General features: G+C 67.9%; 29 protein-coding genes and 1 tRNA gene. 21 read left to right on the top strand and 9 right to left on the bottom strand.

Going from position 1 to position 24,910, the window contains the following annotated elements:
* Positions 1 to 5: 5 nt before the first annotated feature.
* The 6 genes from FCN18_RS22535 to FCN18_RS22510 are packed head-to-tail and all read right to left on the bottom strand — an operon-like array spanning position 6 to position 6,123.
* Positions 6 to 1,619 carry an FAD-binding protein gene (locus tag FCN18_RS22535; protein WP_137096053.1) on the bottom strand — a complete coding sequence of 538 codons (1,614 nt, stop codon included), beginning with the start codon at positions 1,617 to 1,619 and terminating at the stop codon, positions 6 to 8.
* Positions 1,620 to 1,621: 2 nt separating this feature from the next.
* Positions 1,622 to 2,044, bottom strand: a complete 423-nt coding sequence (locus FCN18_RS22530; RefSeq protein ID WP_113642051.1) for an organic hydroperoxide resistance protein — start codon at positions 2,042 to 2,044, stop codon at positions 1,622 to 1,624.
* Between the two features lie 39 nt (positions 2,045 to 2,083).
* Entirely contained in the window at positions 2,084 to 3,400 is a 1,317-nt protein-coding gene (locus tag FCN18_RS22525) for an MFS transporter (RefSeq protein ID WP_112276746.1), read from the bottom strand.
* A 40-nt stretch (positions 3,401 to 3,440) separates the two neighbouring features.
* Positions 3,441 to 3,986 carry a LeuD/DmdB family oxidoreductase small subunit gene (locus FCN18_RS22520; protein ID WP_137096052.1) on the bottom strand — a complete coding sequence of 182 codons (546 nt, stop codon included), beginning with the start codon at positions 3,984 to 3,986 and terminating at the stop codon, positions 3,441 to 3,443.
* Complete coding sequence (locus FCN18_RS22515) at positions 3,983 to 5,251, bottom strand: 3-isopropylmalate dehydratase large subunit (RefSeq protein WP_199542717.1); 1,269 nt, start codon at positions 5,249 to 5,251, stop codon at positions 3,983 to 3,985. The genes FCN18_RS22520 and FCN18_RS22515 overlap by 4 nt, the downstream gene beginning before the upstream one ends.
* Before the next feature lie 8 nt (positions 5,252 to 5,259).
* Positions 5,260 to 6,123, bottom strand: a complete 864-nt coding sequence (locus tag FCN18_RS22510; protein ID WP_112276742.1) for an isocitrate lyase/PEP mutase family protein — start codon at positions 6,121 to 6,123, stop codon at positions 5,260 to 5,262.
* A 134-nt stretch (positions 6,124 to 6,257) separates the two neighbouring features.
* Between FCN18_RS22510 and FCN18_RS22505 the strand changes: the two genes are divergently transcribed.
* From FCN18_RS22505 to FCN18_RS22485, 5 genes are all read left to right on the top strand, one after another.
* Positions 6,258 to 7,049 (top strand): IclR family transcriptional regulator, encoded by a 792-nt coding sequence (locus FCN18_RS22505; RefSeq protein WP_112276740.1) that lies wholly within the window; start codon positions 6,258 to 6,260, stop codon positions 7,047 to 7,049.
* A 278-nt stretch (positions 7,050 to 7,327) separates the two neighbouring features.
* The gene (locus tag FCN18_RS22500; protein WP_137096051.1) at positions 7,328 to 9,004 is read left to right on the top strand and encodes a hypothetical protein; all 1,677 of its coding nucleotides are present in this window, start codon (positions 7,328 to 7,330) and stop codon (positions 9,002 to 9,004) included.
* Positions 9,005 to 9,102: 98 nt separating this feature from the next.
* On the top strand, positions 9,103 to 10,536 hold the full coding sequence (locus FCN18_RS22495) for a helix-turn-helix domain-containing protein (protein WP_206077967.1): 1,434 nt from the start codon (positions 9,103 to 9,105) through the stop codon (positions 10,534 to 10,536).
* Positions 10,537 to 10,538: 2 nt separating this feature from the next.
* Entirely contained in the window at positions 10,539 to 11,444 is a 906-nt protein-coding gene (locus FCN18_RS22490) for an NAD-dependent epimerase/dehydratase family protein (protein WP_137096050.1), read from the top strand.
* 125 nt (positions 11,445 to 11,569) lie between these two features.
* Positions 11,570 to 11,773 carry a hypothetical protein gene (locus tag FCN18_RS22485; RefSeq protein WP_137096049.1) on the top strand — a complete coding sequence of 68 codons (204 nt, stop codon included), beginning with the start codon at positions 11,570 to 11,572 and terminating at the stop codon, positions 11,771 to 11,773.
* Here the strand turns inward: FCN18_RS22485 and FCN18_RS22480 are convergent.
* Positions 11,770 to 12,108, bottom strand: coding sequence for a GntR family transcriptional regulator (locus tag FCN18_RS22480; protein WP_137096048.1), 339 nt, complete (start codon positions 12,106 to 12,108; stop codon positions 11,770 to 11,772). The two genes, FCN18_RS22485 and FCN18_RS22480, sit on opposite strands and share 4 nt — an antisense overlap.
* Positions 12,109 to 12,224: 116 nt before the next feature.
* On the opposite strand from FCN18_RS22480, the gene FCN18_RS22475 reads away from it, so the two are divergent.
* The 15 genes from FCN18_RS22475 (at position 12,225) to FCN18_RS22405 (ending at position 23,241) form a co-directional block, all read left to right on the top strand.
* Positions 12,225 to 12,548 (top strand): hypothetical protein, encoded by a 324-nt coding sequence (locus tag FCN18_RS22475; protein ID WP_137096047.1) that lies wholly within the window; start codon positions 12,225 to 12,227, stop codon positions 12,546 to 12,548.
* Positions 12,549 to 12,658: 110 nt separating this feature from the next.
* Positions 12,659 to 12,952, top strand: a complete 294-nt coding sequence (locus tag FCN18_RS22470; protein ID WP_137096046.1) for a hypothetical protein — start codon at positions 12,659 to 12,661, stop codon at positions 12,950 to 12,952.
* Positions 12,949 to 13,374: an RRQRL motif-containing zinc-binding protein gene (locus FCN18_RS22465; RefSeq protein WP_137096045.1), complete on the top strand. Its 426-nt coding sequence runs from the start codon at positions 12,949 to 12,951 to the stop codon at positions 13,372 to 13,374. The genes FCN18_RS22470 and FCN18_RS22465 overlap by 4 nt, the downstream gene beginning before the upstream one ends.
* Positions 13,371 to 13,637, top strand: coding sequence for a hypothetical protein (locus FCN18_RS22460; protein WP_137096044.1), 267 nt, complete (start codon positions 13,371 to 13,373; stop codon positions 13,635 to 13,637). Before FCN18_RS22465 ends, FCN18_RS22460 begins: the two co-directional genes overlap by 4 nt.
* Entirely contained in the window at positions 13,637 to 13,888 is a 252-nt protein-coding gene (locus FCN18_RS22455) for a hypothetical protein (protein WP_137096043.1), read from the top strand. Before FCN18_RS22460 ends, FCN18_RS22455 begins: the two co-directional genes overlap by 1 nt.
* Positions 13,875 to 14,150 carry a hypothetical protein gene (locus FCN18_RS22450; protein ID WP_137096042.1) on the top strand — a complete coding sequence of 92 codons (276 nt, stop codon included), beginning with the start codon at positions 13,875 to 13,877 and terminating at the stop codon, positions 14,148 to 14,150. Before FCN18_RS22455 ends, FCN18_RS22450 begins: the two co-directional genes overlap by 14 nt.
* Entirely contained in the window at positions 14,143 to 14,454 is a 312-nt protein-coding gene (locus FCN18_RS22445) for a hypothetical protein (RefSeq protein WP_137096041.1), read from the top strand. The genes FCN18_RS22450 and FCN18_RS22445 overlap by 8 nt, the downstream gene beginning before the upstream one ends.
* On the top strand, positions 14,451 to 15,650 hold the full coding sequence (locus FCN18_RS22440) for a hypothetical protein (protein WP_137096040.1): 1,200 nt from the start codon (positions 14,451 to 14,453) through the stop codon (positions 15,648 to 15,650). Before FCN18_RS22445 ends, FCN18_RS22440 begins: the two co-directional genes overlap by 4 nt.
* Positions 15,647 to 17,863 (top strand): FtsK/SpoIIIE domain-containing protein, encoded by a 2,217-nt coding sequence (locus FCN18_RS22435; protein WP_228714088.1) that lies wholly within the window; start codon positions 15,647 to 15,649, stop codon positions 17,861 to 17,863. The genes FCN18_RS22440 and FCN18_RS22435 overlap by 4 nt, the downstream gene beginning before the upstream one ends.
* 235 nt (positions 17,864 to 18,098) lie before the next feature.
* Positions 18,099 to 18,728, top strand: coding sequence for an HNH endonuclease family protein (locus FCN18_RS22430; protein ID WP_228714087.1), 630 nt, complete (start codon positions 18,099 to 18,101; stop codon positions 18,726 to 18,728).
* The gene (locus tag FCN18_RS22425; RefSeq protein ID WP_137096038.1) at positions 18,728 to 19,153 is read left to right on the top strand and encodes a hypothetical protein; all 426 of its coding nucleotides are present in this window, start codon (positions 18,728 to 18,730) and stop codon (positions 19,151 to 19,153) included. Before FCN18_RS22430 ends, FCN18_RS22425 begins: the two co-directional genes overlap by 1 nt.
* A gap of 87 nt (positions 19,154 to 19,240) precedes the next feature.
* Entirely contained in the window at positions 19,241 to 20,128 is an 888-nt protein-coding gene (locus tag FCN18_RS22420; RefSeq protein WP_137096037.1) for a bifunctional DNA primase/polymerase, read from the top strand.
* Positions 20,128 to 21,510, top strand: a complete 1,383-nt coding sequence (locus tag FCN18_RS22415) for a DUF3631 domain-containing protein (protein WP_137096036.1) — start codon at positions 20,128 to 20,130, stop codon at positions 21,508 to 21,510. Before FCN18_RS22420 ends, FCN18_RS22415 begins: the two co-directional genes overlap by 1 nt.
* Positions 21,511 to 21,688: 178 nt before the next feature.
* Positions 21,689 to 21,877 carry a helix-turn-helix transcriptional regulator gene (locus FCN18_RS22410; RefSeq protein ID WP_137096035.1) on the top strand — a complete coding sequence of 63 codons (189 nt, stop codon included), beginning with the start codon at positions 21,689 to 21,691 and terminating at the stop codon, positions 21,875 to 21,877.
* A complete protein-coding gene (locus FCN18_RS22405) occupies positions 21,877 to 23,241 on the top strand; it encodes a tyrosine-type recombinase/integrase (RefSeq protein ID WP_137096034.1) in 1,365 nt (454 codons plus the stop codon). Before FCN18_RS22410 ends, FCN18_RS22405 begins: the two co-directional genes overlap by 1 nt.
* Positions 23,242 to 23,384: 143 nt before the next feature.
* Here the strand turns inward: FCN18_RS22405 and FCN18_RS22400 are convergent.
* Positions 23,385 to 23,466, bottom strand: a tRNA-Tyr gene (locus tag FCN18_RS22400).
* Positions 23,467 to 23,584: 118 nt separating this feature from the next.
* Here FCN18_RS22400 and FCN18_RS22395 point away from each other — a divergent pair.
* Complete coding sequence (locus tag FCN18_RS22395; protein WP_158303152.1) at positions 23,585 to 24,076, top strand: YajQ family cyclic di-GMP-binding protein; 492 nt, start codon at positions 23,585 to 23,587, stop codon at positions 24,074 to 24,076.
* 25 nt (positions 24,077 to 24,101) lie between these two features.
* On the opposite strand, the gene FCN18_RS22390 is transcribed toward FCN18_RS22395, so the two are convergent.
* Positions 24,102 to 24,356: a tyrosine-type recombinase/integrase gene (locus tag FCN18_RS22390; RefSeq protein WP_228714086.1), complete on the bottom strand. Its 255-nt coding sequence runs from the start codon at positions 24,354 to 24,356 to the stop codon at positions 24,102 to 24,104.
* Positions 24,357 to 24,910 lie beyond the last annotated feature (554 nt).

Here is a 24,910-nt window from a genome sequence, read left to right as displayed (position 1 = left end):
GGTCCTCACTCGTGGGTGCCGCGCACGCGGCCGCAGGCGTGGCCCGCCGCGCGGTAGGCGTACGTGTAGTTCCGGGCGTTCGCCAGCCCGGTGACGTAGCCACGCAGTTCCCGCGTGGCCGCGGCGTTTCCGGTGGCGTACAGGCCAGGGATCGGCGTGCCGTCCCGTCGCAGCACGCGGGCGTGCCGGTCGATCCACAGACCGAGCGTGCCCATCCCGAACCCGACCACGGTCAGGTCCAGCGCGTAGAACGGCGGCGTGCGCAGGGCGCCGAGGCACGCATTCGGCTCGTGGGCTGCGTCGCCGTAGGTCCGCAGGACGAACGGCAGCGTGCCTCTGCCGAACTCCGGGTCCTCGCCGCGATCGGCCCCCTCGTTGAACGCGGTGACGGTGCGCTCGAGCCCGTCGGGGTCGATGCCGGTGAGCGCAGCCAGTTCGGCGAGGCTGTCAGCCCTCGGGATCGAGTGCGGCCATTCCTGTCCCGCCGCGTACGGCCCGAGCGGGTAGCGCTTGCGGTACTCGTCGTCGACGAGGAACCAGCACGGCAGGTTCGCCCAGCGGCGGCGACGACCGTCGAACCGGCGCAGCGCACCGATCAGTGCCCCGTAGTAGCTCTCGTCGCCGAACCGTCGCCCGTCCCGGTTGACGATCATCGAGTGCGGCAGGCCCAGGTGGGCGAGCAACGGCCGGACGAGCGGAACGTCCGTGCCGGGGTGGACCTCGCCGGGGAAGCCGTACCCGACGCTGAAGAACGGGTCGGCCCCTCGGACCAGGCCGGCTCCCGCCTGTTCCGCGAGGGTCGCCGAGTCGCCCTCGACGACCGGAGGGGCGCATTCCACGAGCTCGGGCACGTCCTCCAGCTCGGCCGCGTGCGAGGTCCAGCCGTAGCCGCCCGCCGCGATCAGCACGCCGCCACGCGCCCTGACCGCCACGCGGCCGCCTGGCCCGTCCAGCACCGCGCCGACCACCGCCCCGTCCTCGCGCAGCAGTTCCACCGCCCGGTGCCCGAGCAGGCATTCGACGCCGCGTCGCACCAGCGTCTCCCTGACGAACCCACCGGCGAGCCCCACTCCGTGGGTCAGGCGGTCCTCGGCAGGCGCGGCACCGTCCGGTGTGGCCGGTTCGGTGTACCGCTCGGCCCGGGTGACGCCGATGTCGTAGTAGGGGCCTGGCCGCAGCCGTGGCCGCCAGGCGCCCAGCTCAGCGCCGTCCAGCACGCATTCCAGCAGCCGCCCTTCGCTCGTGGAGCCGGGCGCGGGGTGGTAGAGGTCGGGAGCGTCCGGGATCACGCGCAGCGGTACGCCGGCGTCGGCGAACCAGGCCGTCGCCTCGACCGCGTCCAGCAGGTACTCCCGGCGTGCGGCGCGATCGACCGGACGCTCCCCCTGCACGTGGTCCAAATAGGACTCGACAGCCTCGATGGGGTCGGCGGCGGAGGAGGAGAGCGGATCGCCACCGACCCAGACGAACCCACCGCTGTAGGCGGCGACACCACCGACCAGCGACGACCTTTCGGCCACGAGCACCTCGGCGCCGAGCTCGTGCGCCCGCAACGCCGCGGCGAGCCCACCCAGCCCGCCGCCGACGCAGAGGAGGTCGACCTCCCGAACGCCTGACATCGTCAGGAGTCCTTCACGTCGATGCTCACGTTGATGTTGCCCCGCGTGGCGCGGCTGTAGGGGCACGTCTTCTCCGCCTCGGCGAGCAGCGGCCGCACCTGGCCGACGGAATCCGAGGGCACCGTGACGACGATGTCGACCGCCAGCTCGAAGCCACCGTCGTCGGCCCGATGCAGGTGCACCTGCGACGTGGCGGACACCTCGGGCAGCTTCGTGCGGGCCCGGCGAGCCACGGCGCCGAGCGCGCTGAGGTAGCAGGCGGCGAAACCGGCGGCGAAGAGCTGCTCCGGATTCGTTCCTGCGCCGTCTCCGCCGAGTGCGGCGGGTGGCGCGAGTGCCACGTCGAGTTTTCCGTCGTCGCTGCGTGCCGCACCGCCCCTGCCGTTGGTGACGTGCACCGACGCGGTGTAGAGGGGTTGGGACAAGGCTGCTCTCCTCGGGTCGTGTTGCGGTGGCCGGCTCGGTCACACCGGCAGGCGTTCCCTGCCGGTCTCGCGGAACGTCAGCACCGTCACGATGCCCACGAGCGCGACACCCATGACCCAGAAGGCGGGCGCCATCGGGTCGCCGGTGCTCTCCACGAGCTGAGCGGCGATGTACGGGGCCGAGCCACCGGCGATGATGGTGCCGATGTTGAAGCCGAGCGCGACACCGGTGTACCGCATGCGCCGCGGGAACAGCTCGGTGAACTGCGGGAACGCCGGAACCTGCGCGAGTCCGTTGAACGACATGTAGACGATGTAGACCAGCGCCACCACGACGATGCTCGACGTCGCGCCGAGGATCGCGAATGCGGGCCACGCGATCACCAGGTACCCGATGTACGCGGTGAGCAGCACGGGACGCCGCCCGAACCGGTCCGCGAGCGCACCCGCCAGCGGGAACGTGGCACAGGCGAGCGCGATGCCGATCGCGGAGGTCCAGTAGACGTCCTGTTTGTCGAACCCGAGATCGATGAGGTAGACGTTGAAGTAGGTCAGTCCAATGTAGCCACTGCCGTTCATGGCGATCGCGATGCCGACGACCCGCGCGACACTGCCCGGCCGTTCCTTGATCACCTGACGCAGGGGGCTGCGCACGATCTCCCGCTTGCTGGCCATCTCCGCGAACTCGTCGGTGTCCTCCAGCCGCACCCGCACCCACAGGCAGAGCAGCGCGAGCGGAAGCGAGATGAGGAACGGGATGCGCCAGCCCCAGGACGTCATCTGCTCGGCCGTCGTCAGCGTGCTCACCAGACCGACCACGGCCGCGGACGTGGCGAAACCGAGGGTCGAGCCGAGCGCGGTGACGGAACCGTAGAAACCACGGCGCTTGGTCGGCGCGGACTCGGCCACGTAGGTCGCTGCGCCACCGATCTCACCGCCCGCGGAGAACCCCTGGGCAAGGCGGAGCAGCACCAGCAGGATCGGGGCGGCGATGCCGATCGAGGCGTATGTCGGCAGCAGTCCCAGCAGGCCGCAGCAGATACCCATGGCGACGACCGTCACCACGAGCGCGCTCCGGCGGCCGCGGCGGTCGCCGAGGCGACCGAAGAACCAGCCGCCGATGGGCCGCATGACGTAGCCGGACCCGAAGACGGCCAGCGCGACGAGCACCGAGACCGCGGGCTCGCCGCTGGGGAAGAACAGCGGACCGATCGTCACCGCGAGGAACGCGTACACGCTGAAGTCGTAGTACTCGATCAGGGTGCCGACTCCACCGGCCAGCGCGGCGCGCTTGGCCGTGGCCGGCGAGGGCACGGTGGGGCTTTCGGTCGACGGGTGTGAGGTCGTCTCGGACATGGTGCTCCTGGTCCGTCGTCGTTGACTTGGCGGAGGGATATCAGGCTTGGTCTGCTGGTTGGTGGGCGTGCTCGGCGAGCAGCAGCTTCAGCGAGCCGCCCGCCTCGATGACGCGGCGGACGCGGTCGCTGGGCGGGGTGCCCCGCAGCTCGGTGCCGTCGTCGAGCCGCACGGTGGCGGCGCGCCAGTCCACTGCCACGTTGTCGCCCTTGGTGACCCCGGTGCTGATGCCGGGCACGGTCAGCAGCGGCATCCCGTTGTAGGTCTCCCCTCGCCAGAAGCCGGGGGAGAACGATTCGGCCAGCACCGCGGCGATGCCGAGGTCCCGCAGTGCCACCATCGGCGGATAGTGCGGGTGGCCGTAGCCGAAGTTGCGGCCGCCGACGATCACGTCACCGGGCCTGACGCGGTCGGCGAACGTGGGGTCGAACTCCCGCATCACCTTGCTGCGCAGGAAATCCGCGTCGTAGGACTTGATGTTCTCGACCCCGATCACGAGGTCGATGTCGAAGTCGTCACCGAAGATCCACGCCACGCGGCCGCGGATCAGATCCGGCGGCGGCGGGTAGTCGCGGAGTGCGCTCACGACCTGGCCACCCCCTCGGCCGACGAGATCGTTCCGGCGACGGCGCTGGCCGCGACCGTGTAGGCCGAGCCCATGTAGATGTTCGCCTCGGTGCTGCCCATCCGGCCCGAGATGTTCAGCACGCCGGTGGAGATGCAGTTCTCGCCGGGCTGCAACGGCTTCTGGTAGCCGAAGCAGAAGTCGCAGCTGGAGCGCGCGATCTGCGCGCCCGCGGCGCGCAGCACGTCCAGCAGGCCCTCCCGCTCCGCCTGCTGGTGCACCGAATCGGAGGTCGGGACGACGTTCAGTTCGACGCCGGGAGCGACCTTGCGTCCATCCAGGATCAGCGCGGCGGCGCGGATGTCCTCGATACGGCCGCTGGCACACGAGCCGATGAACGCCTTGGTCACCGGAGTGCCCGCGAGTTCGTCGACCCCTCGGGTGTTGTCCGACCGCGCCGATCCGGGCAGCACCACCCTCGGGCGCAGTTCGGACAGGTCGATCGTGTGCACGGCGGCGTAGTCGGCGCCCTCGTCCGGCAGCTGCGGCGTGAAGCCGGTGCTGGCGACCCGGCGGGCGTAGGACAGCGCGGCCTCGTCGGGCTCGAAGACCGCGGAGACCGCGCCGGTGAACATGGCCATGCCACAGAGCCCCTGCCGCCGGTCGATCGACATACCACGCGCGCCGGGGCCCGAGAACTCCATGACCTGGTGCGCACAGCCGTCGGCACCGTACTCACCGATGATGTGGTGCACCAGATCACGGCTGTCCACGCCGTCGGCCAGCTCACCGACCAGCTCGAACCGCGTCGTCGCCGGGACGTCGAGGTAGATCTGCCCGGAAACCCACGCCTCCAGCAGGTCGCGGCGCACACCCCAGCCGAGCGCACCGAACGCGCCCGCGCCGGAGATGTGCCCGTCGAAGTGGATCAGGAAGTTGCCAGGGAGCGCGTAGCCCAGTTCGGCCATCACCTGGTGACCGATGCCGCGAGCTTCGTGCAGCTCGATGCCGTAGAACTCGCACCAGTCCCGCGTGACCTGGTGGACCTCGCGTTCCTGTTCCGTGCCCTTGGTGAGCATGTGGTCGATGAACACGACGTACCGGTGCGGCTCGGCGAGCGTCCGGATGCCGAAGTCGTCGTGCATCTGCTTGAACATCACGTCCGTGTAGCCGGGAAAGTCGTAGGCGATCATGTAGTCCGGGCGCACGGGGAGGTTGTCGCCTGCCTTGACGACGTCGACGCCCGCGGCCCTGGCCAGTATCTTCTCGGCGATTGTGCTCGGCATGCCGCTCCTTACACCGGCTCCGCGGCGGGCAGGTACGCCTGCTGGAGCCGCTCGATCTCGGGCATTCCGATGAGGTCCACGAAGTCGTGGTGCGAGGTCGCGTCCGCGCTGACGTCGGCCGGGTTCTCGCCGGATGCGAGCCTGCGCAGGCAGTCACCGGCGGCGCGGGTCACGGCCATCAGCACCTGCGTGGGCAGCAAGGCGATGCGGACACCGATCTGCCGCATCACCTCGGGCGTGAACTCGCGTTCCGTCCACGCCGACGCGGTGAGCGTAGCCATCAACGGAACACCGGTGACCTCGTGGCAGCGCCGCCACTCCTCGACGGTGCTGAACGTCTTGGTCACCGGCATGATCAGGTCCGCGCCCGCCTCGACGTACGCGTCGGCGCGGCGGAGTGCCTCGTCGCCGCTGGCGTCGGTCCTGGCGATCACGAGCATGCCCGAGTCCTTCGCCGCGTCGACAACGGCGCGGATCTTGCCGGTCGCCTCCGGCACGTCGAGCAGCTCGGGTGCGGAGCCAGGGATCAGCGGGCACCGCTTCGGCGAGCGCTGGTCCTCCATGAACACGGCGGCCACTCCGGCGTCCGCGAACAGGCGCGCCGTGCGGTGTGCGTTGACGGCGTTGCCGTAGCCCGTGTCGATGTCGGCGATGAGGGGCAGCCCGCTCGCCTCGCGGATCGTCCGCACGGCCTGCAGGTTCTCCGACATCGAGTAGAGCTCGGCGTCCGGATAGCCAAGCGCCGCCGAGATCGCGAAGCCCGACGCGCACAGCGCGGGGAAGCCCGCCTGCTCGGCCAGCCGGGCGGTCAGACCGTCCCAGACACCGGGTGCGTAGACGAGTCGCTCGCTGATCAAGTCGCGCAAATCCACTGATCACTCCCTTGTGTATCGTGATGCGATACGCGTTCCGAAACTTTGCGGGAAGGACACCGAGCATGTCAAGGAACCGGCGCGAACTCATCGCTAACCTGAGTCCAGCAAGCACGCGGCAGGTGAGGTGAGCGGTGACGCAAGAGGCACTCCAGGACGGCTCCGCGGGGCGGGAGACGGTCACCTCGGTGCTGCGCGCGTGCCAGCTGCTCAGCCACTTCAGCGCCGACCGGCCGGTGATCACCCTGGCCGAGTTGACGGCCACCACCGGGCTCAACAAACCCACCGTGCACCGGCTCATGAGCTCGTTCGTCGAAGCGGGCTGGGTGCACCGGGAGCACACGGGCGCGTACCGGATCCGGATGCCCGTGTTCACGATCGGCGCCGCGGCGCTCGCGGGGTTCGACCTGCGCACCGAGGCCAGGCCCGAACTCGAGGCGCTGGCGCAGCGGTTCGGCGACACCGCGTTCCTGATGGTCCCCTCCGACGCCGGCGCGGTGTGCATCGACCGGGTCGAGGGCGGGAAACCGATGGCATTGGCGGCCATCAGCGTCGGCTCGGTGCTGCCGTTCCACGCGGCCGCCGCGCCGGTGGCGATGGCCGCGTTCGATCCGGAGATCCGCCGCCGGGTCCTGAAGGGCCGGCTCGAGGCCTTCACCGAGGAAACGCACATCGACCCGGCCGCGCTGGCGAGTCACCTGGAGCGGGTACGGACCGAGGGCATCTCCCGCAGCCAGGACGACTACCTGCGCGGCGTGTCCGCCGTCGCCGCGCCCGTCCTCGGCCAGTACGGGGCGCTCGTGGGAACGATCAGCCTCGGCGGGCACAGCGAGGACTTCGCGGGAGCCGAGGGCGAGGCCCGCGCGGAAGCCGTACGCGCCGCCGCGGACCGGCTGAGCACCACGGTGCGCGCCTCACGTCTCTGAGTGGGCCGATCCGGCCCGATATCCGAAAAACGCCCCGAGACCTGATCGAGCAGGTCATCGGGGCGTATCGGCTGGTGTGGCGGGTGAGGGATTCGAACCCCCGAAGGCAGTGCCGTCTGATTTACAGTACGACGCACAGACTGGCCACGACCTGCACAAAGGCAGTCATAGCGCCGATTCGCTGGGACGTATCTGGGACAGGCGCTGAGAGAATGCTGACCCGTTGAGGCGGCTAGAGCCACTGCAACATCGACTAGCGGCTATGCGACACCAATGGCATGACGATCACGTGGGCGAAGCGGGTCATCGGCGCCAGTCTTGCGCTCATCGCGTTGGCACTGTACGGCCTGCTCCAGGACCTTGACACCTACCTCGTTTGCGTTGGACTCGTCCTCACCCTGGCAGGCACAAGCTGTGGTGCACTGGCTCTGTATCGAAATCACCAGAAGTACGGAAGCGGCCTTCTCTTCCCCAAGCTCGCGCGCCTGAAATCAGACCTTTCGAGGGTTATTCGGCGCCGAGGCCCCAATGTAAGAGCTGGGGCCGGAACAGCTACCTTGAGGCTTGAGACGAGCGGTGCGACCGGGGTAGCAGAAAAGGCGATTTCAGCGACGGCTCCCTTTGACCAACAAGTCGCATTGATACTTGAACGAATTCGAGAAGTGGAGGGTCGCCTCACGGAGCGCCATCGACGGGACATTAAGGAAATGAAGGAATCCATCCACACACTCAAAGCATCTTCCGAGGCGGCCGATCAATCGATAACGAGACTAGCAAAGGATGTCGCCGCCGGAAGCGTCCAGCTCCAACTTTGGGGCCTAATTCTCGTCGGAATAGGGACGATTCTACTCGCAATACCTTCGTTATCGATGGCCACTGTTCGCATGATCGGAAACACGATGACATACGACGATCCCGTGCGCAAGGCTCTAACTCAGAGCAAAGAACTAGCCGATCTGCTCGAGTCCGACTTTGACATCGAGAACGGCGGATTCACGTGGTGGATCCATTACAATATCGATTCACTCATTTCGGCCGGACTTATGGATTACCTCTATGGTCTCATCAGCTCTTTGCGTGAGAACCTGAGCAGCGCCGCAGTTCATCTTGCAGACCTGACAGAGTGCCGCTACGCAGACGATCACTGGACGATCTCACAGCTTCGAAAGAGCGGAGGCACCGCGAACCTGCATCGTGACGCCAGTGGTCAACGTCGAGCGGCCAGGATCGACGCTCACACGGCCGGATTTCTCCGCGCATCCGGGACCATCCTCGACATAGTCGCGGGTGTTGTCGTAGGTATCGGCGGATTCAACAAAAACATATTCAAGTCGGATCTCAAGCTGCTGCAACCACTTGAGGAAGGCCCCAATTACCCAGGCCCACTCGTTCGGAAAGCTCTAAACCTTCCAAACTCGGTCCTTCACGACTCCGACCCACAGGGCACGCTACTTAGATCGACCAGGTCCGCCTTAATACATGCAGGCCCCACGGGCTGGCTTGATTGGACACGTCAGATGAGAAACGATCGAGTGCACCGTGCGTCGCGAATGTCAATGAATATCTTCAGTCGGGATGGAAAGATCGTCCAGCCCCTGCCGAGAAACCCGGAGAACCCGGAAGTTCACGAGTTTCGCAGCGCCAACCAGGTTGACAAAATGCTCTTGTCAGAAGACTCCCTCGTAACGCTTCGAGGAGTGCTGGACTCGATAAACTATGCCGTGGTGGGAATATCAATGGCATGTGCGGAACTCTGGATCAAGCGCAAGGAAAACCCGCAACTAATTAAGCAACCCTCCTCGCAATGGCCGAAGGTCAAATCGACGAGCTCTGCTCGATTCGAAGGCTACGAGCCCCGTGAAATAGAGATGCCCGCAGGGGCATCCGCAGTGGTCCATCCGACAACGGGGCGCCGACTGCAAGCCGCGAAGGTGATGAAGCCTGGGACCGACTAGACCGCACACCGCGGACTGAGAGACTGTGCCTTGGCAGTTCACCGCAATTGGAGGGCACCGGTTTGGGCGGCACGACGAACTCTGGAGGTTGGCTGCACGTGGCGCGCGCTGTGGACGCTCCACCTGACGGTTCCGACGTTGGCGACGTCATCCGCTGGTACAGGAAGCACCACAACCTGACTCAGCAGGACGCAGCCGACCTGCTCAACACCACTCAATCGCGGCTCTCGAAGATCGAGAAAGGCTCGCTGACGCTGGGCCTTGACGAGTTGCGCCTGGTCGCGAGCAGGTTCGGCATCCCTCCCGAGCGGTTGGGTGTCCTGCCCGACCGGTCCGCCGACGCCGTGCCCAACCCGCGCACCGTCAGCGACTCCCCCGGCGCGCCGCTGGAGAGCCAGGAGCGCTGGCGAGCCGTTCGTGCCGCGCTCAATAGCAACCGTGCCGCACTCGGCGACCTTGCCGCCGAGCTGTACCCGCAGGCTCACTGCATCCCGAACACAACGGTCCTGACCAAACCAGCCTGGCTACCCGATGCGCCTGTCGAGCTGGCGGACGTGCAGCTCCACTGGCGTACTGACGAGGTCCCGAAGCCTTCAATCACCGGGCAGATCCCGGAGAGCGAGTCGGCCCGGCCTCTGGCTGCGGACGGCGAGAGGTACCGCCGCTACTCGAGTGCGCTGCGCGACCTGGCACGGCCACGGCTGCTCGACAACCGCATCAGCTACCGGCTACTCGATGTCGACTGGGCGGACGGACGCGGGCGACTCGACTTCAACTACACGAGCTACTTCGAAGTTCTCGACATCGGCGAAGCGGTCGGCCACGAGTTCGCCGAAGCGTGGGTCAACGCTGGTCGCAAGCGACCGAGCATGGCTGGCCTGCGTCTGCGTCGACACATCGCCGACCCGTTCGATCTGCTCGCCCGACCGATGTTGCCCAGCATCAACACGCTCACCATCCGCCGAGACCCGATCGACGGACACCGCATGTACCTGCATCAGCGCGACTCGAAGGCGGTCGCAGCGGCGGGCGGCATGTTCCACGTCATCCCCGCCGGGGTCTTCCAACCAGCCGCCCTGGCGCCACAGCACCAGGCCAACGACTTCTCGATCTGGCGCAACATTCAACGCGAGTTCTCGGAAGAGTTCCTTGGCAACCCTGAGCATGACGGCAACTCTGTCGAGCCCATCGACTACGACGAGGACGAACCCTTCCGCTCGTTCACAGAGGCCAGGAAGTCCGGTGACTTCCGCGTGTACGCAACTGCCACGGTGCTGGAACCACTCACGCTGTGGGTCGAACTGTTGACCGTCGCGGTGATCGAAGCTCCTGCCTTCGACCGTCTCTTCGCGGGGATGGTCGAAGTCAACGACGAGGGCTCTGCCGTCAGCACGGAGTCCGGCCAACCAGCCGTTGGTATCCCGTTCACATCGGATGCTCGCGAACGACTGAAGGCGGAACCGCTCTCCCCCATCTCGCGCGCCTGTATCGAACTGGCGTGGCAGCACCGGCACACCCTCTTGGCAGGCTGAGCATGCGTGTACTCGTCACAGGCAGCTCCGGATTCCTGGGCAGGGCCGTGGTCGCCGCGCTACGCCTCCACGGGCACGACGTGAGCACGATGCACCGCGGAGTCGACGCAACGCACCGGGGCGATATTCGCGATCGGGACGTCGTTGGGCAAGCGGTCTCGGGGGTCGAGGCGGTGTGCCATCTGGCAGCGCTGGCCAAGGTTCGCGACTCGTTCAACCGGCCCGCCGAGTATTGGTCGACCAACGTCGTCGGCACGCTCAACGTCCTTGAGGCGCTTGCAGCCGCGTCCGATAGCGGCAGCCCGAAGAGCCTCGTCCTGGCATCGACCTCAGCCGTCTACGGCACGCCTGAGCGGCAACCGATGGACGAAGAGACTCCCACCGTGCCGAGCAACCCATATGGGCGGAGCAAGCTTGCGGCAGACCAAGCAGCCGCCGACGTTGCGCAGCTCGGCGCGATCGGTGTCACCACGCTGAGAGCGTTCAACATCGCGGGCTCATCGGGTGGCCAGCCGGACCCCGACCTCACCCGTCTCATCCCCAAGGTTCTCGCCGTGCAGGCTGGCACGGAACCCAAGCTCACAGTTAACGGCAACGGTTCCGCCGTGCGTGACTTCGTGCATGTCGAGGACGCGGCAGAAGCATTCGCCCTCGCCCTACCCGCGTGCACGCCGGGCCAGTGGCGGGCCTACAACCTGGGTGCGACGCGCGCGAGCGTCGCTGAGGTGATCCAGGAAGCCGAGAAGGTCACGGGCAGGCCGGCTCCCCTCTTGCACCGCCCGCCAGCCAACGAACCGCCCACGTTGGTCGCCGACTCGACGCGCGCACGCCAAGAACTCGGCTGGCAACCAAAAAAGTCTGAGCTTCCGCAGATCCTTCGCGATGCCTGGGACGCTCTGAACTGCTGATATGCCGTCCCGGAATAGTCCGGTTCGGAATACCCCCACAGCGACTAGAGATCCACTACCCGACCGCCTTCGTGAGTTGTTTCCTGGACTCATCACGGAAACAACCCACGAAGGAGATGGTCGGAATGGCCAAGCAACAGTTGCCACTGATGCCCAAGACGGGCAGCGGAGTCCTCACGAAGCTCATCGGCACGGTTGCCGTGCTCGCGCTAGTCGTGGTGATCGTCAGGCACCCCGGCGACGCAGCCGCGTGGGCCAAGGGCATGGGCGGCGTCATCACGGGCATCGTTGACGGCGTCGCAGCGTTCTTCCGCCAGCTCGCTGGCTAGTCCTTCACGTTCTCGATCTCGTCGACGCGGTCACTCAGCTCAGCGAGAGCGGCCCGAAGCTCCTCCACCTGCCGGGCGAGTGCTTCCACAGTTACGGGTTCGTCGGGCGTTCCTTTGACGAACACCCCAACGGCGGGAGTGGCCGTCAGCCAGCCCCCGTCCTGTAGGACCCGCAAGGCTTTCTGAGCAGTCCCGAGCGCGACGTCGTACCTCTCGGCGAGCGCACGGTTGCCAGGGAGTTTGTCGCCAGGCTGAAGAACGCCACGGCGGATGTCGGCTCGGATCAGCTCTGCGACTCGCTCATAGGCGGCCATGCCCGCCGTGTTGACGTCCATCCGCTCAGTCTAGCCAACCGATACACCCCGATATAGATCACCCGAATGCACGAGTTCCAACTGATACACACTGATATAGATTGCTCTGTATCAGATCCCAAACGCGAAGGAGAACGATGAGGTCCGCACACATCAGCCGCCGCCAGGCAGAGGCGAGTTTCGACGGCATGGACGCTGATCTTGACGACGTTTTCGCTGTTCAGGCCGATGTAGCTCGGCTTGCTGACGCGGACGAGCTGGCCGACGCGTACGAGCTGTTGGACCGGCTGGATCGGGAACTGGCAGCGGCCAGCCATGCAGCACTGGTGAGGGCACCGCGCTTTACCGACCCGCGTCGAGCAGGCCGGTCGCGCCGCCGAGCCAATCGGGTGGTGCTGCGGTCCCTACCGACGCGGCTGGACATCGCCGAGCTGTCCGACGTCGAGGGCGAGGCCGCGTAATGACCCGACTCCTGATCACTGACCCCGGCGCGGCGGCCCGAACCGCCAAGAACGCGCACGCCGCACCGGGGCTCCCAAGCCAGCCGCGTGACGACTCGAAGGGAAACAACATGTTAGGCACAACCGCCCGATGCCCGGTCTATCTGCGGGAGTGGGTTCGTCGGCACGGTTCGGACCCGGCCCGCGCGTACGGCTTCCTGGCTGCGGCGGTGCATGGTCACCTGCGCGGGGAGCGGCACCCGGAGTGGCTGGGCGTCGTGGTGGCCGAGCTGGACGCCGCGATGGCCGGGTCCGACGCGGTGGTCTACACCCCGCCGGAGCTGAACGCGCTGATCGATCAGGCCACGGCCCCGCTGCGCGCGGAGCTGGCTGAGCTGCGCACTGGGGCGGGTGAGGTCGCATGAATCCGCGTAATCGCAGGCAGCGGCCGGTGACGGTGTTCGACGGGCGCACGCATCAGGTGGCGTTGTGCCGGGGCTGGCGGGATGGGCTGCCGGTGTTCGGGTGGGGCGAGGCCCCGTCGACGCTGCTGACGGTCTCGCAGCTGCGGGCGGTGGGGTTGCGGCGCAATGGGCAGGACCCGGTGGCGCTGCTGGTGTTCCGTCACCACCGCCCGTATCGGCGGGAGGAGACCACGGAGCTGTTCTCGGTGGAGCGGGCCGCCCCGGTGCGCGGCACCACCGCACAGCGCCGGGCCAAGGTACGCAACGCGCTGCGCGCCCGCCGAATCTGCGCCGAGTGCCGCCAGGACGTGGGCTACTACGTACCGACCTCCACTCGGGTGTGCTGGCAGTGCGAGTCCGGCACCTGGGAGGTGGCGGCATGAACGCGCACCGAGCCCACACGGTCCGGGTGACACTGCCCAGGCCGCACGAGCAGACCGGGCAGGTGGCGCGCTGGCGGTTCGCCTCACTGGGCGACCTGGTGACGCTGGACGCCCCGCGCGCGGACCGGGAGATCACCCTGTCGGTGCGCCACGGCCTCGCCCCGCGCACCGAGGCGGTGGTGTTCCTCGCCCCGTCGCTGGCCCGCGAGGTCGGGGCCGCGTTCCTCGCCGCCGCCGTGCACGCCGAGGGAGGCGAGCGGTGATGTCCACGTTCGATGTTCTGCGCCAGTACGGCACCGCGGCGCTGCTGCGTTTCGCCGGGGCGGTGGTGCTGTTTCTGCTGCTGCATCTGGTCCGTATCCCGCTGGTGCTCACCGCGCGGGTGCTGGAGGTGGCGATGCGCCGGGTGGACGGGTTCGCCACGCGGCAGGCCAGCACCCCACCACGCAAGCCCGTGAACGACTTCTTCGCTGATTCTGCGTCCACAAGGGAGGGTGCACGTGTCCACGCCTGAACTGCTGACCGCCGATGAGCAGGCCCGTATAGCGGATGAGCGGCGGCTGATCGTGTGGGAGAGCACGCAAGCGCTGGTCGGCGCCGGTGCGGCCGCGCTGGGCCTGTGGTGGGTCACCGAGGCCGTCTCCGGCGGCTGGGTGGTCTGGTCCCTGCTGCTGCTCGGCGCCGTGGCCACCGAAGCCCTGTACGCGGTGGCCGATCTGCTCGGCCTGCTGTTGGCCCGTCTGTTCTCCCGTGAGGAGGTGTCCGGCCATGACTGAGTTGCAGCGCCTGGAGTTGGAGCGGCGCGCGGTGGCGAACGAGTACACCCGCACCGATGACGCGGTGTCGTGGGTGGGCTACCACCTGATCGAACTGCTCGCCGTGGGATTGCCGCTGCTGCTCGCGGTCACGATCACCGTGTGGCTGCTGCCGCTCTCGGTGCTCGCCGCGGGCCTGTGGGCCGGGCACGCCGTGCAGGCCCGCCGTGCCCGCCGCCGCCAGGCCAGCGCGCCCGTGCAGCGGGCCGAGACCGCCGCGCCGGGCGGCGAGTCCGCCGACGAGAGTGAGGAGGCCAGCGCGTGAGTAGCTACCGCGAGGAACGTCGTAAGGACCGGGCCGCGGAGGCGGAGCAGAAGCGCGCCGACGCGCTGGCCGCGGCCGAAGTCGAGGCCGTGCGCGCCGCGTCGCTGGCGCAGGCCCGCCGGGCGGCCATCGAGCAGGCCCACGCCCACGAGCAGCAGCGGGCCGAGGCCAAGCGGCAGGCCCAGGCCGAGCGCCGCCAGGCGCGGGCCGCCCGGCTGGCTGGGCTGCGGGCGTGGGCTGGTGCGCATGTGGTGGATCTGCTGATCTACCCGCTGGCCCTGGTTAGCGCGGTGATGGCGGTTCCGGCGATGGCCGCCTACGGCCACGCGCTCTACGGCGGGGTGACCGGGCTGGTGCTGCCGGTGCTCTCCGAGCTGGGCATGTGGGCCTTCGCCCTGGCGGTGCAGGTGTCCCGTGTGCGGACCCCGGAGCGGCCGGTGTGGGCGCTGCAGGCCGGGGTGTGGCTGTTCGCCGGGGTGAACTTCACCCTGAACCTGCTGCACGGTCTCGCCTCCGGGCTCTCAGCTGGGGTGGCGATGGGGCTGGTGTCGGTCGCGGGGGTGGTGGCGCACCAGCTCACCGTGGCCGGTGCCCGCCGTACCCGCCACGAGCGCGCCGAGACTCGGTTGGCGCGGGTGGCGGCCCGCAAGACCACGCGGATACGGCGGGCCGCGATCCGCCAGGCCGTCGCCGAGATCGACACCAACGGGACCGCGCGGTTGGTGTTCGCGCCGGGCCGCTACGTGCTCACCCCGCGCACCGCGGGCGGGGTGCTGCGTGGCCGGCGCCGCTCGCTCGTGGCCGCCGTCGTGCCCGGCCTGCCCGTCGAGGCGACCCCGGTCGAGGTGACCGACTGGGACGCCGGTCTGGCCGCCCTGCTCGCCAACACCACGCCGCCTGCCGTCGAGTCGACCGGACTCGACGGGGCCGACTCCACAGACGTCGACGGGGGTGGGGTCGACACCCTCGACCGGCCGTCTGAGCTGCGGGAGTCGACCCCCGACCAGCCGACGCGGCGGAGCCGGATTCCGGGGCCGTCGACCCGTTCGATCGAGCAGTTGCGCGCCGAGTTCCGGGCCGCGGTTGAGGCCGGTCGCCTCGATCCGTCCTCGGCGGAGTCGATCCGCAAGACGCTGCGCTGCGCGGCCAAGACCGCCCGCCAGCTCCGCGACGAGCACAAGGGGGACCACCGGTGACCACCGACCACACCGGCCAGTCCGGCACCACCGGAGAGGAGTGGGGCACCGTGCACTACCTACCGCACAGCACCGAGCCCGGCGAGGTTGAGGTGATCGAGGGCGAGCTGGTGACCACCGAGCCCCGGCAGACGTGGGGGACCCGGCTGCTGCACGGTCCCTCGGAGGAGACCCGGCAGAAGATGGCCCACAGCGCGGTGGTGCTCTCGCACCGCACGGCCCCGCAGGTCAAGCGTGGGAGCAAGGCGCTGGCGCGGGAGGCGTACTACCTGGGCAAGGGCACCGTGGTCGCGGTGCACCGGCTGTGGCAGGCCAAGACCGACTCCGGCTACCAGCGGGACCTGCGGGAGGCCCGCGCCGCGGGGAACACGGAGTTGTATCTGGAGATCGAGGCCCGCGCCGAGCAGGCCCGCGAGCACCGGCACCGCCGCCGCATGGACCTGATCACCACCGGCCCGATCGCGCTGGTCAAGGCCGCCGTGATCGGCACCGCCGGGGTCGCCGGGATGCTCCTGGCCCTGGGCATGGTCCTGGCCGTGGCGCAGAAGGACGCCGGGATGATCCTCGCCCCGATCTCCGGGGTGATCGAGGCGATCACCTGGACCTACTGGTTCGCCGTGACCTGGGGATTCCTGTTCCTCATCGGCGGCTCCGTGGCCGCGGTGGCGGCACTGCGGTGGCTGGGCAAGACCCACGGCACCGTCCCGACCTGGGCCACCCCCACCAACGTCCCGGTCGACCCGGACCGCGACGTCGTCCCGGACGAGGGCGCGATCGTGGCCGCGCTGCGCACCCTCGGCTACGGGCCCCTGAACACCGCGTTCAAGGAAGGCTGGCAGCCCCGGTGGGTCTCGCCCACCACCCGCGTCGGCCGCGGCTACCACACCCAACTCCTGCTGCCCCGGCAAGTGCCGGTGGAGGAGATCGCCAAACGCAAGAACGTGCTGGCCCACAACCTGCTCCGTAAGCCGATCGAGGTGTGGCCCACCGAACCCAAGGACCAGCCCGGCGTGCTCGATCTCTGGGTCGCCGACCAGGGCATCTTGACTGAGCCGGTCGCGGCGTGGCCGCTGCTGCATGACGGGGAGTGCGACTACTTCAAAGGCGTCCCGGTCGCGGTGGACGCCCGCGGGGATCAGATCGTGGGCCGGTTGATGGCCGCGAACTACCTCATCGCCGGGATCATGGGCTCCGGCAAATCCTCCCTGGTGATCTGCCTGCTCCTCGGGGCCATGTTGGACCCGCTGGTGCAGATCGACGTGCACGTGCTGGCCTACAACGTCGACTACGACCCCATGCGCCCCCGGCTGAACACCCTGATCAAGGGCGACGACGAAGAGCACGTCGAGGCCGCCATGAACACCCTGCGCGCCCTCGTCGGCGAAGTCTCCGAGCGGGGCCGGATCCTCGAGGAACTCGGCGGGGAGGAGGCCAAGCTGACCCGCGAGATCGCGCAGCGCGACCCGCGCATGCGGCCCCGCGTGGTCGTGTTCGATGAGGTGCACGAGCTGTTCACGCACAAAAAGCACGGCCCGGAGGCCAAAGAACTCGCCCTCAAGGTGACCAAGAAGGCCCGCAAGACCGGGATCACGCTGCTGTGGATCACCCCCGACGCCGACGCCGCCAGCCTGCCCCGGGGGATCTCCAAGACCGCCTCCCACCGGGTGGCGTTCGCGATCAACGATCACCAGGGCAACGACGCCATCCTCGGCACCGGCATGCACAAGCGCGGCTACTCAGCCACGACGCTGGTCGCGGGTGAGGACGTGGGGACCGCGATGGCCGCCGGGTTCGCCAAGGTCCCCGGCCTGATCCGCTCGCACTACGTCCGCAAAGAGAAGGGCGTAGACGAGATCACCCCCGTCGTGCAACGCGCCCTGGCCCTGCGCGACAAGCACGGCATCACCACCGACCCGGCCCCGCAGGTGATCGAGCGAGCCGAAGCCGACCCCCTCACCGACATCGCCCACGTGCTCGGTGGTGCGGAGCGGATGAAGACCCGCGAGGTCCTGCAACGCCTCGCCGAGCACGACCGCGCCACCTACGGCGAGTGGACCTACCAGCGACTGCGCGAGTACCTGACCGAGCACGACGCCGCCCCCTACAAGACCGAAGGCGCCATGCAGGTCTCCGCCGCCCGCATCACCGAAGCCATCACAGCCCGTAACGAAGACCACGACGACGACACCGACCACGACGACGGGGACGAGTGAGGGAGGCACCGAATCCGAGGGAGTTTTCCCTCACCGCCTCCCTGACCCCGACTCCCTCACCCTGACCAGCCACGACAACCGCTGAGGGAGGCAAGGGAGCCACCCTCGCCGACCAGCCGAAACACATAACAACCACACCCCAACCGCCCTAGGCGGGGCTCCCTCCCCGAGTCACCGCCACGGCACCCCAATGCCAAAAACGATCACCCAACGTAGCCACGAAAGGGCATTCGCCTTGAACACCCACACCACCCTCCGCACCCTGGCCGCCACCGTTCTCGCCGGGCTCGCGGTCACCGCCTGCCAACTCCCGACCGCACCCGCCCACACCACCACACCCGCCACGCTCGCGGGCGAACTGCCCGCACTGCAGGTCACGCCGGAAGACACCGGCACGCACTACGACCGCGACGCCTGGCCGCACTGGACCTACCACGGCGACGGCTGCGACACCCGCGACCTGATCTTGCGCGAGCAGGGCCACGGCGTGCGCGTCGGCGACGACTGCGCGATCACCGCCGGCCAGTGGATCTCCGCCTACGACGGCACAACCGTCACCGATCCGTCCGAACTGGACATCGACCACATCGTGCCGCTGGCCGAGGCCGCCCGCTCCGGCGCCCGCCACTGGACCGAGCGCGAGCGCGAGCGCTACGCCAACGACCCCGCCGGGCTGGTCGCGGTCACCGCGACCAGCAACCGCGCCAAAGGCGACCAGGACCCCGCCACGTGGCTGCCCGACCGGGACCGGTGCGGCTACGTCGCCCGCTGGGTTGAGGTCAAGCACCGCTACGGCCTGACCGCCGACCCGGCCGAGGCCGCCGCGATCCGGGGCGTGCTCGCGCACTGCGGGGGTGGTCGGTGATGGGACTGTTCGGACCGCGCCGGAACCCGGAAGACCCGCGCCAGCTCCAGATCGCCGTGCACGAACTGGGCCACGCCTACGCCTGGAAAACCGCCGGATTCACCGTCAAGCAAATCGTCCACGAGGGCAACAGCGGCTACGTCGACGTCGAATGGGACCCCGACAACCTCACCGGCTACGTCGTCGGCTGCTGGGGCGGGTTCGAAGCCGAGGACAAGTGGATGCGCGCCCACGGCCGCCGCGCCAGCCGCGGCAACTCCAGCCACGACATCAGCAACTTCCGCCACGTCAACCGCGCCCTGGGCAAAGACCGCCTGTCCGAGTCCAAGGCCCGATCCCTAGCCCGCAAGTACGTCAACCGGCACTACACCGCGATCGTGGCCGCCGCCCCACGGCTGATCACCAAAGGCCGCCTTTCCCTCTAGGCCGCTGCCGGGCCGGTGACCGGCCGCGAACCTCACCGGCCCGGCAGCCACCAACCAACCGCGTCAGCCTCCGTTGAAGGGTGTTCGATGACCACCGCCACCACCACCGTGACCGCGAATCCGATGCTGGAGTGGGCGCTGTACCTGGCCGGGATGGGCTGGCCCGTCTTCCCCCTACGGCCGCGCACCAAACGGCAGCCTGCGGTGAAGGACTGGGAGAACCGGGCCACCACCGATGCCGCCCGTATCCGCCGCTGCTGGGCCGCCGACCGGTTCAACATCGCCGTAGCTACCGGCCCCGCACGGTTGGTGGTCATCGACTGCGACATGCCCAAGGACGACGAGCCCGGCCCGGACGGGGCGAACGCGCTCGCCGCCCTGGCCGCCGAACGCGGCGGGCCGCTCCCGGACACGTTCACCGTCACCACCCCCTCGGGTGGGCGGCACCTGTACTACCGCTGCCCACCCGGAGTACGGCTACGCAACACCCAGCGCGTGCTGTGCGCCAATGTGGACACCCGCGCCGGGGGCGGATACGTGGTGGCGCCCGGCTCGGTCACCGACGAGGGCGGCTACGAACTCGCCGACGAACGCGAGCCCGCCGAGCTCCCGGCCTGGTTGGTCCAGGCCTGTGCCGTTCGGCCCGCAGCGGCCAACTCAGCGCCCGTTCAGATCCGCTCCACCGACCCGACCGCCTACGGGTCGGCCGCACTCCGGGGCGAGACCGAACGCGTCCGCACGGCGCAACCAGGGCGGCACAACGAAGTCCTCTCCTCCGCCGCCTACACCATCGGCCGCAAGGTCGGCGCCGGACTGATCGACCACTACACCGCCCGCGCCGAGCTGATCGCCGCCGGACGCACCCTGATCGGCACCGACCACTGGCCACCCACCCTCACCGAGGTCGCCCGCGTCGTGGACGCCGGACTCACCAAAGGCGCCAGCAACCCCGTCCGCAGGAAGGACGCCGCCTGATGAGCACACCCACCCAACCCGAAGCCGTGGATGCGGTGGCCGCGATCGACGACGTGATCGGCGCCGCCGACACCGAACGCGGCACGTGCGCCCAGTGCGGCCGACCGCTCGGGGAGTCGCCCTCGCAGGACTTCTGCTCGGAGAACTGCCAGCAGGTCTGGCGCACCCACCACGCCACTATCGTGCCCGGCTACGAGGTGCTCGACCGGGTGCGGGAATTCGTGGCCCGCTACAACGTCTTCCCCTCCGAGCACTGCGCACCGATGCTCGCGCTCTGGTACGCCCACACCCACGCCGCCGACCACTTCTACGTCACACCCCGCCTGATCCTCTCCAGCGTCGAACCGGGCTCAGGCAAGACACGCGTCTTGGAGGTCGCGCAGTTCCTGGTGAAGGCCCCCGAGATGACGTTCTCGGCGACCACCGCGGCACTGTTCCGCATGGTCAACGACGGGCCGATCACCATCCTGTTCGATGAGGTCGACACGATCTTCGGAGCCAAAACCGGCGGCAACAACGAAGACCTACGCGGCCTGCTCAACGCCGGATACAAGCGTGGCGCCACCGTCGCGCGCTGCGTCGGCGACGCCAAGGCCATGAAGGTGCAGCGCTTCCCCGTGTTCGCCCCCGCCGCCCTGGCCGGGATCGCCGGGAACATGCCCGACACCATCACCACCCGCGCCATCACCGTGCACATGAAGCGACGCCGCGAGGACGAGGAGGTCGCCGAGTTCTGGGAAGAGGAAGTCGAGACCGAAGCCGCCCCCCTGCGCGACATGCTCGCCGCGTGGGTCGAATCGGTCACCGACAAGATCAGCCGCGGCAGGCCCACCATGCCCCCAGGCGTGCGGGACCGCTCCGCCGAGATCTGGCGCCCCCTCATCGCCATCGCCGACGCCGCCGGCGGCCACTGGCCCGACACCGCCCGCGCCGCCTGCACCCACTTCGTGGAGATCGCCAACACCGACCGCAACGGCGGCGGCCAGCGCCTGCAACTCCTGGCCGACCTCCGCGACCTGTACACCACCCGCGACACCGACAAGCTGACCACCGACGACATCCTCGCCGCCCTGCACGCGCTCGATGAGTCTCCGTGGGGCGACCTCGACGGCAAGCCGCTCGACTCGCGGCGGCTCGCCGCGCTCCTCAAGCCCTACGGCGCCCGCGCCAAGGACATCAAGCTCCCCGGTGGCGGAGTGCGCAAGGGCTACCGCGCCACCGGAGAAGGCGGGCTCGCCGACGCCTGGCAGCGCTACCTGCCCACTAGCGCTACCTCCGCTACCTCCGCTACCTCGCAGGTCAGCCCGGTAGCGGATACGGGGGAGGTAGCGGACACAAGCGCTACCTCCGGAGCGTCACCGCCGATCACAGACAGTAGGTAGCGGATACAAGCGCTACCCCCTCCGTATCCGCTACCCCTCTGACCAGGCACGTAGCGCAGGTAGCGCAGGTAGCGGATACACCCAGCCACCCCGCAAGCGCTACCCCTGCCGAACGAAAGGAGCCGCACATGTTCGTCACCGGCCACCACGACAGCTTCAACCGGGGAGACACCGCCACATGGGCACCCAGCGCCAGTACCTCACGCTCAAGGCCTTCTGCGAAGAACTCGCGGTAGCCAAGTCCACCTTCTACGACTGGTGCGCCAAGGGACGCGCACCGCGACACTTCAAGCTTCCGAACGGAGAGATCCGCATCCGCCGCACCGACCTTGAAAGTTGGCTCGAATCACGCGAGGTGGCTGCCTAATGGAAACCAGCCACAACGTCAGGATATTCAAGATCGAGACTTTCCGAGGAAAGAAGAAGAACACCTATCGTGTCCGCTGGCGAGTGAAGAAGCAAAGATTTGGTCAGCAGTTCACGACCGACGCACTCGCGGACAGCTTCCGATCCCAGCTCATTACGGCTGCCCGGAACGGGGAGGCTTTTGATACCGCCACGGGGTTGCCAACCTCGATGACGCGAGAGAAGGAGCGGATGCCGTGGTTTGATTTCGCCTGCGCCTACATGGACATGAAATGGCCCGACTCATCGCCGAAGTACCGCAAGTCACTGGCGGAGTCGCTGACCCGCATAACCATCGCCATGCTCGACGAGCACTCACCACTGCCGGAAGGTAAGACACTGCGGAAAGCGCTCATGACTGCGTTCAATCCGAAGCAACGGGCAACGGACCTTCACACTGACGCGAAGACCGCTATACAAACCGTGTCGCGCGCCAGTCGTGACGTGTCCGAACTCGCAAACCCTGACGTACTTCGCTCTGTCCTGCATTCACTTGACCACAACATCGACGGTTCACGATCCGCCGCCAACACCGTTCGGATCAAGCGCGTCGCATTAGGAAACGCGATCGACTACGCGATTGAGAAAAAGTTGCTGGAGTCCAACCCGCTATCGGAGATCAAGACGAGAAAGCGGAGCTATACCTTGAAGGAGATAGACCCGGAATGCGCAGTTAACCCGATGCAGGCACGGATGCTGCTGGATGCTGTCGGAACCGTCGGCAAACAAGGGCCTCCGCTCGTCGCGTTCTTCGCAGTGATGTACTACTCGGGTCTCCGACCCGAAGAAGCCGCCAGCCTCAAGAAGCAGAACCTTTCACTGCCTGATAAGGGCTGGGGCGAACTGAATCTTGACGGAGCGCGCCCGGAGATCGGCGGAGAATGGACAGATTCCGGTGAATCCAGCGACGAGGGGCCGCTCAAGCATCGAGAGGACGGCGTCGGGCGTCCAGTCCCCTGCCCACCGGCGCTGACCGAGCTGCTGCACAACCACCTCACCCGATTCGGCACCGCATCTGACGGCCGCCTCTTCCGTGGTGCTCGCGACGGCGGACGCGTTGGCAGCAGTGTCTACGGCCGAGTATGGGCAACTGCCCGCGAGCGAGTGTTCACGGCCGACGTGCTCGCCGGACCGCTCGGGCGGCGTCCCTACGATCTCCGGCACGCCTGTGTGTCGACTTGGCTCAACGGCGGAGTCGAACCGACCCGTGTGGCGAAGTGGGCCGGGCACAGCCTCTCCGTGCTGCTCAAGGTCTACGCGAAGTGCCTCGACGGCGGAGAAGCCACCGCCCGCGACCGCGTCGAGCGAGCCCTACGGGGCTGGTAGCTGGCCCACAGATAGCCCACGGCCGTTGGGACGCATTTGGGACGACCAGCCGGATCGGCACGGTCTGGGCCGGACTCAGCCGGACAACACAAGATCGGCCCCGCGACCTGTTCTTGCTGGTCACGGGGCCGATCTGGCTGGTGTGGCGGGTGAGGGATTCGAACCCCCGAAGGCAGTGCCGTCTGATTTACAGTCAGATCCCTTTGGCCGCTCGGGCAACCCGCCGGGGCCGGGCTCGCCCGGCCGAGAAACAGAGTACCCAATGCCACTGGCCTGCCCACGCCGGGGGTTCGCGGTCACTAAGGTGGACCCATTCCAACCAGCAGACTACGAGGTGTATGACGTGGCCGATCCATCGTTCGACGTGGTGAGCAAGGTCGATCACCAGGAGGTGGACAACGCGCTGAACCAGGCGGGCAAGGAGCTGTCCACCCGGTTCGACTTCCGCGGCACCGGCGCCAAGATCGAGTGGTCCGGCTCCGACGGCGTGGTGCTCGAGGCCGAGACCGAGGAGCGGGTGCTCGCCGCGGTCGAGGTGTTCAAGGAGAAGCTGATCAAGCGGGGCATCTCGCTCAAGGCGTTCGACGCGGGTGAGCCCGCTGTCTCCGGCAAGGTCTACAAGGTCCAGGGCAAGATCATCGAGGGCATCGCCTCCGACAAGGCCAAGCAGATCGCCAAGTTCATCCGCGACGAGGGCCCCAAGGGTGTTCAGGCGCAGATCCAGGGCGACCAGCTCCGCGTCTCCGGCAAGAAGAAGGATCACCTGCAGGAGGTGATCTCGCTGTTGAAGAACAAGGACTTCGAGATCGCCCTGCAGTTCACCAACTACCGCTGACGCGGCAGCGCTGACCTGCGAAAACTCACTCCGAGTCGGTCTCGGGTACAACCCCGGTACAACCGAGTGCGGAGTCCACGAGCGAGCGGGTCTGGTCGACGGGGTCGGGCCAGTAGCCGACGTAGGTGTTGAGCGTGACGGTCGGGGTCGTGTGCCCCATCGCGAGCTGGACCGTCTTCACGTTTGCGCCGCCGAAGATCAGCACGGTCGCGAAGTAGTGCCGCAGGTCGCGCAGGCCGAAGCCACTCGGCAGGCCCGTGACCTCCCGGAGGGCTATCACGCCGCGTCCAGGGGCAAGCTTTGGGAAGGCCTGCACAACTTCCGATACAGGTTGGCCCCTGGACCCAGCGTGATTGGGCTGCGCCAGGTCGACGGCATGGAACAAAGGCGGCCCACTCGGAGGGGTCGGACGAGTGACATAAGCGAAGCCCGACATCCGCAAAGGACTGTCGGGCTTCGCCGTAGCTCATAACCGGGAGACTTGCACAAGCAGAGGCCGCACCGGTCTTCGATGAAGAGTGTAGCTTAGAGTAGCCGACGTGCCAAACTCGGACGTCTTTGCCACCTTCGAGCTCCGGGCGCAACGGCTGTCGCCACCCCGGATGGCCTCCTATCTTCACGCTGCTCAGAACGACCGGAAACGGGCGTTGCAACTGTATGAGTGGAACGTGGCTGCGTCTGGTGCAGTGTACGAAGCTCTCGCGATCGTTGAGGTGGTAGTTCGTAACGCGATTCACGATGAGCTCACAGCATGGCATGAACGCGGGCACTGTCATGATTTCCGTGTAAGCCACGGATGATGTGTTTCTTATCTTAGTGGAGTGGTATGCGGTT

Origin of the sequence: Prauserella endophytica, from assembly GCF_005146945.1 — a bacterium.
GTDB classification, from domain to species: domain Bacteria; phylum Actinomycetota; class Actinomycetes; order Mycobacteriales; family Pseudonocardiaceae; genus Prauserella_A; species Prauserella_A endophytica.
The sequence above is the reverse complement of the archived record's forward strand: the minus strand, read 5'-3'. Positions and strand labels throughout refer to the sequence as shown.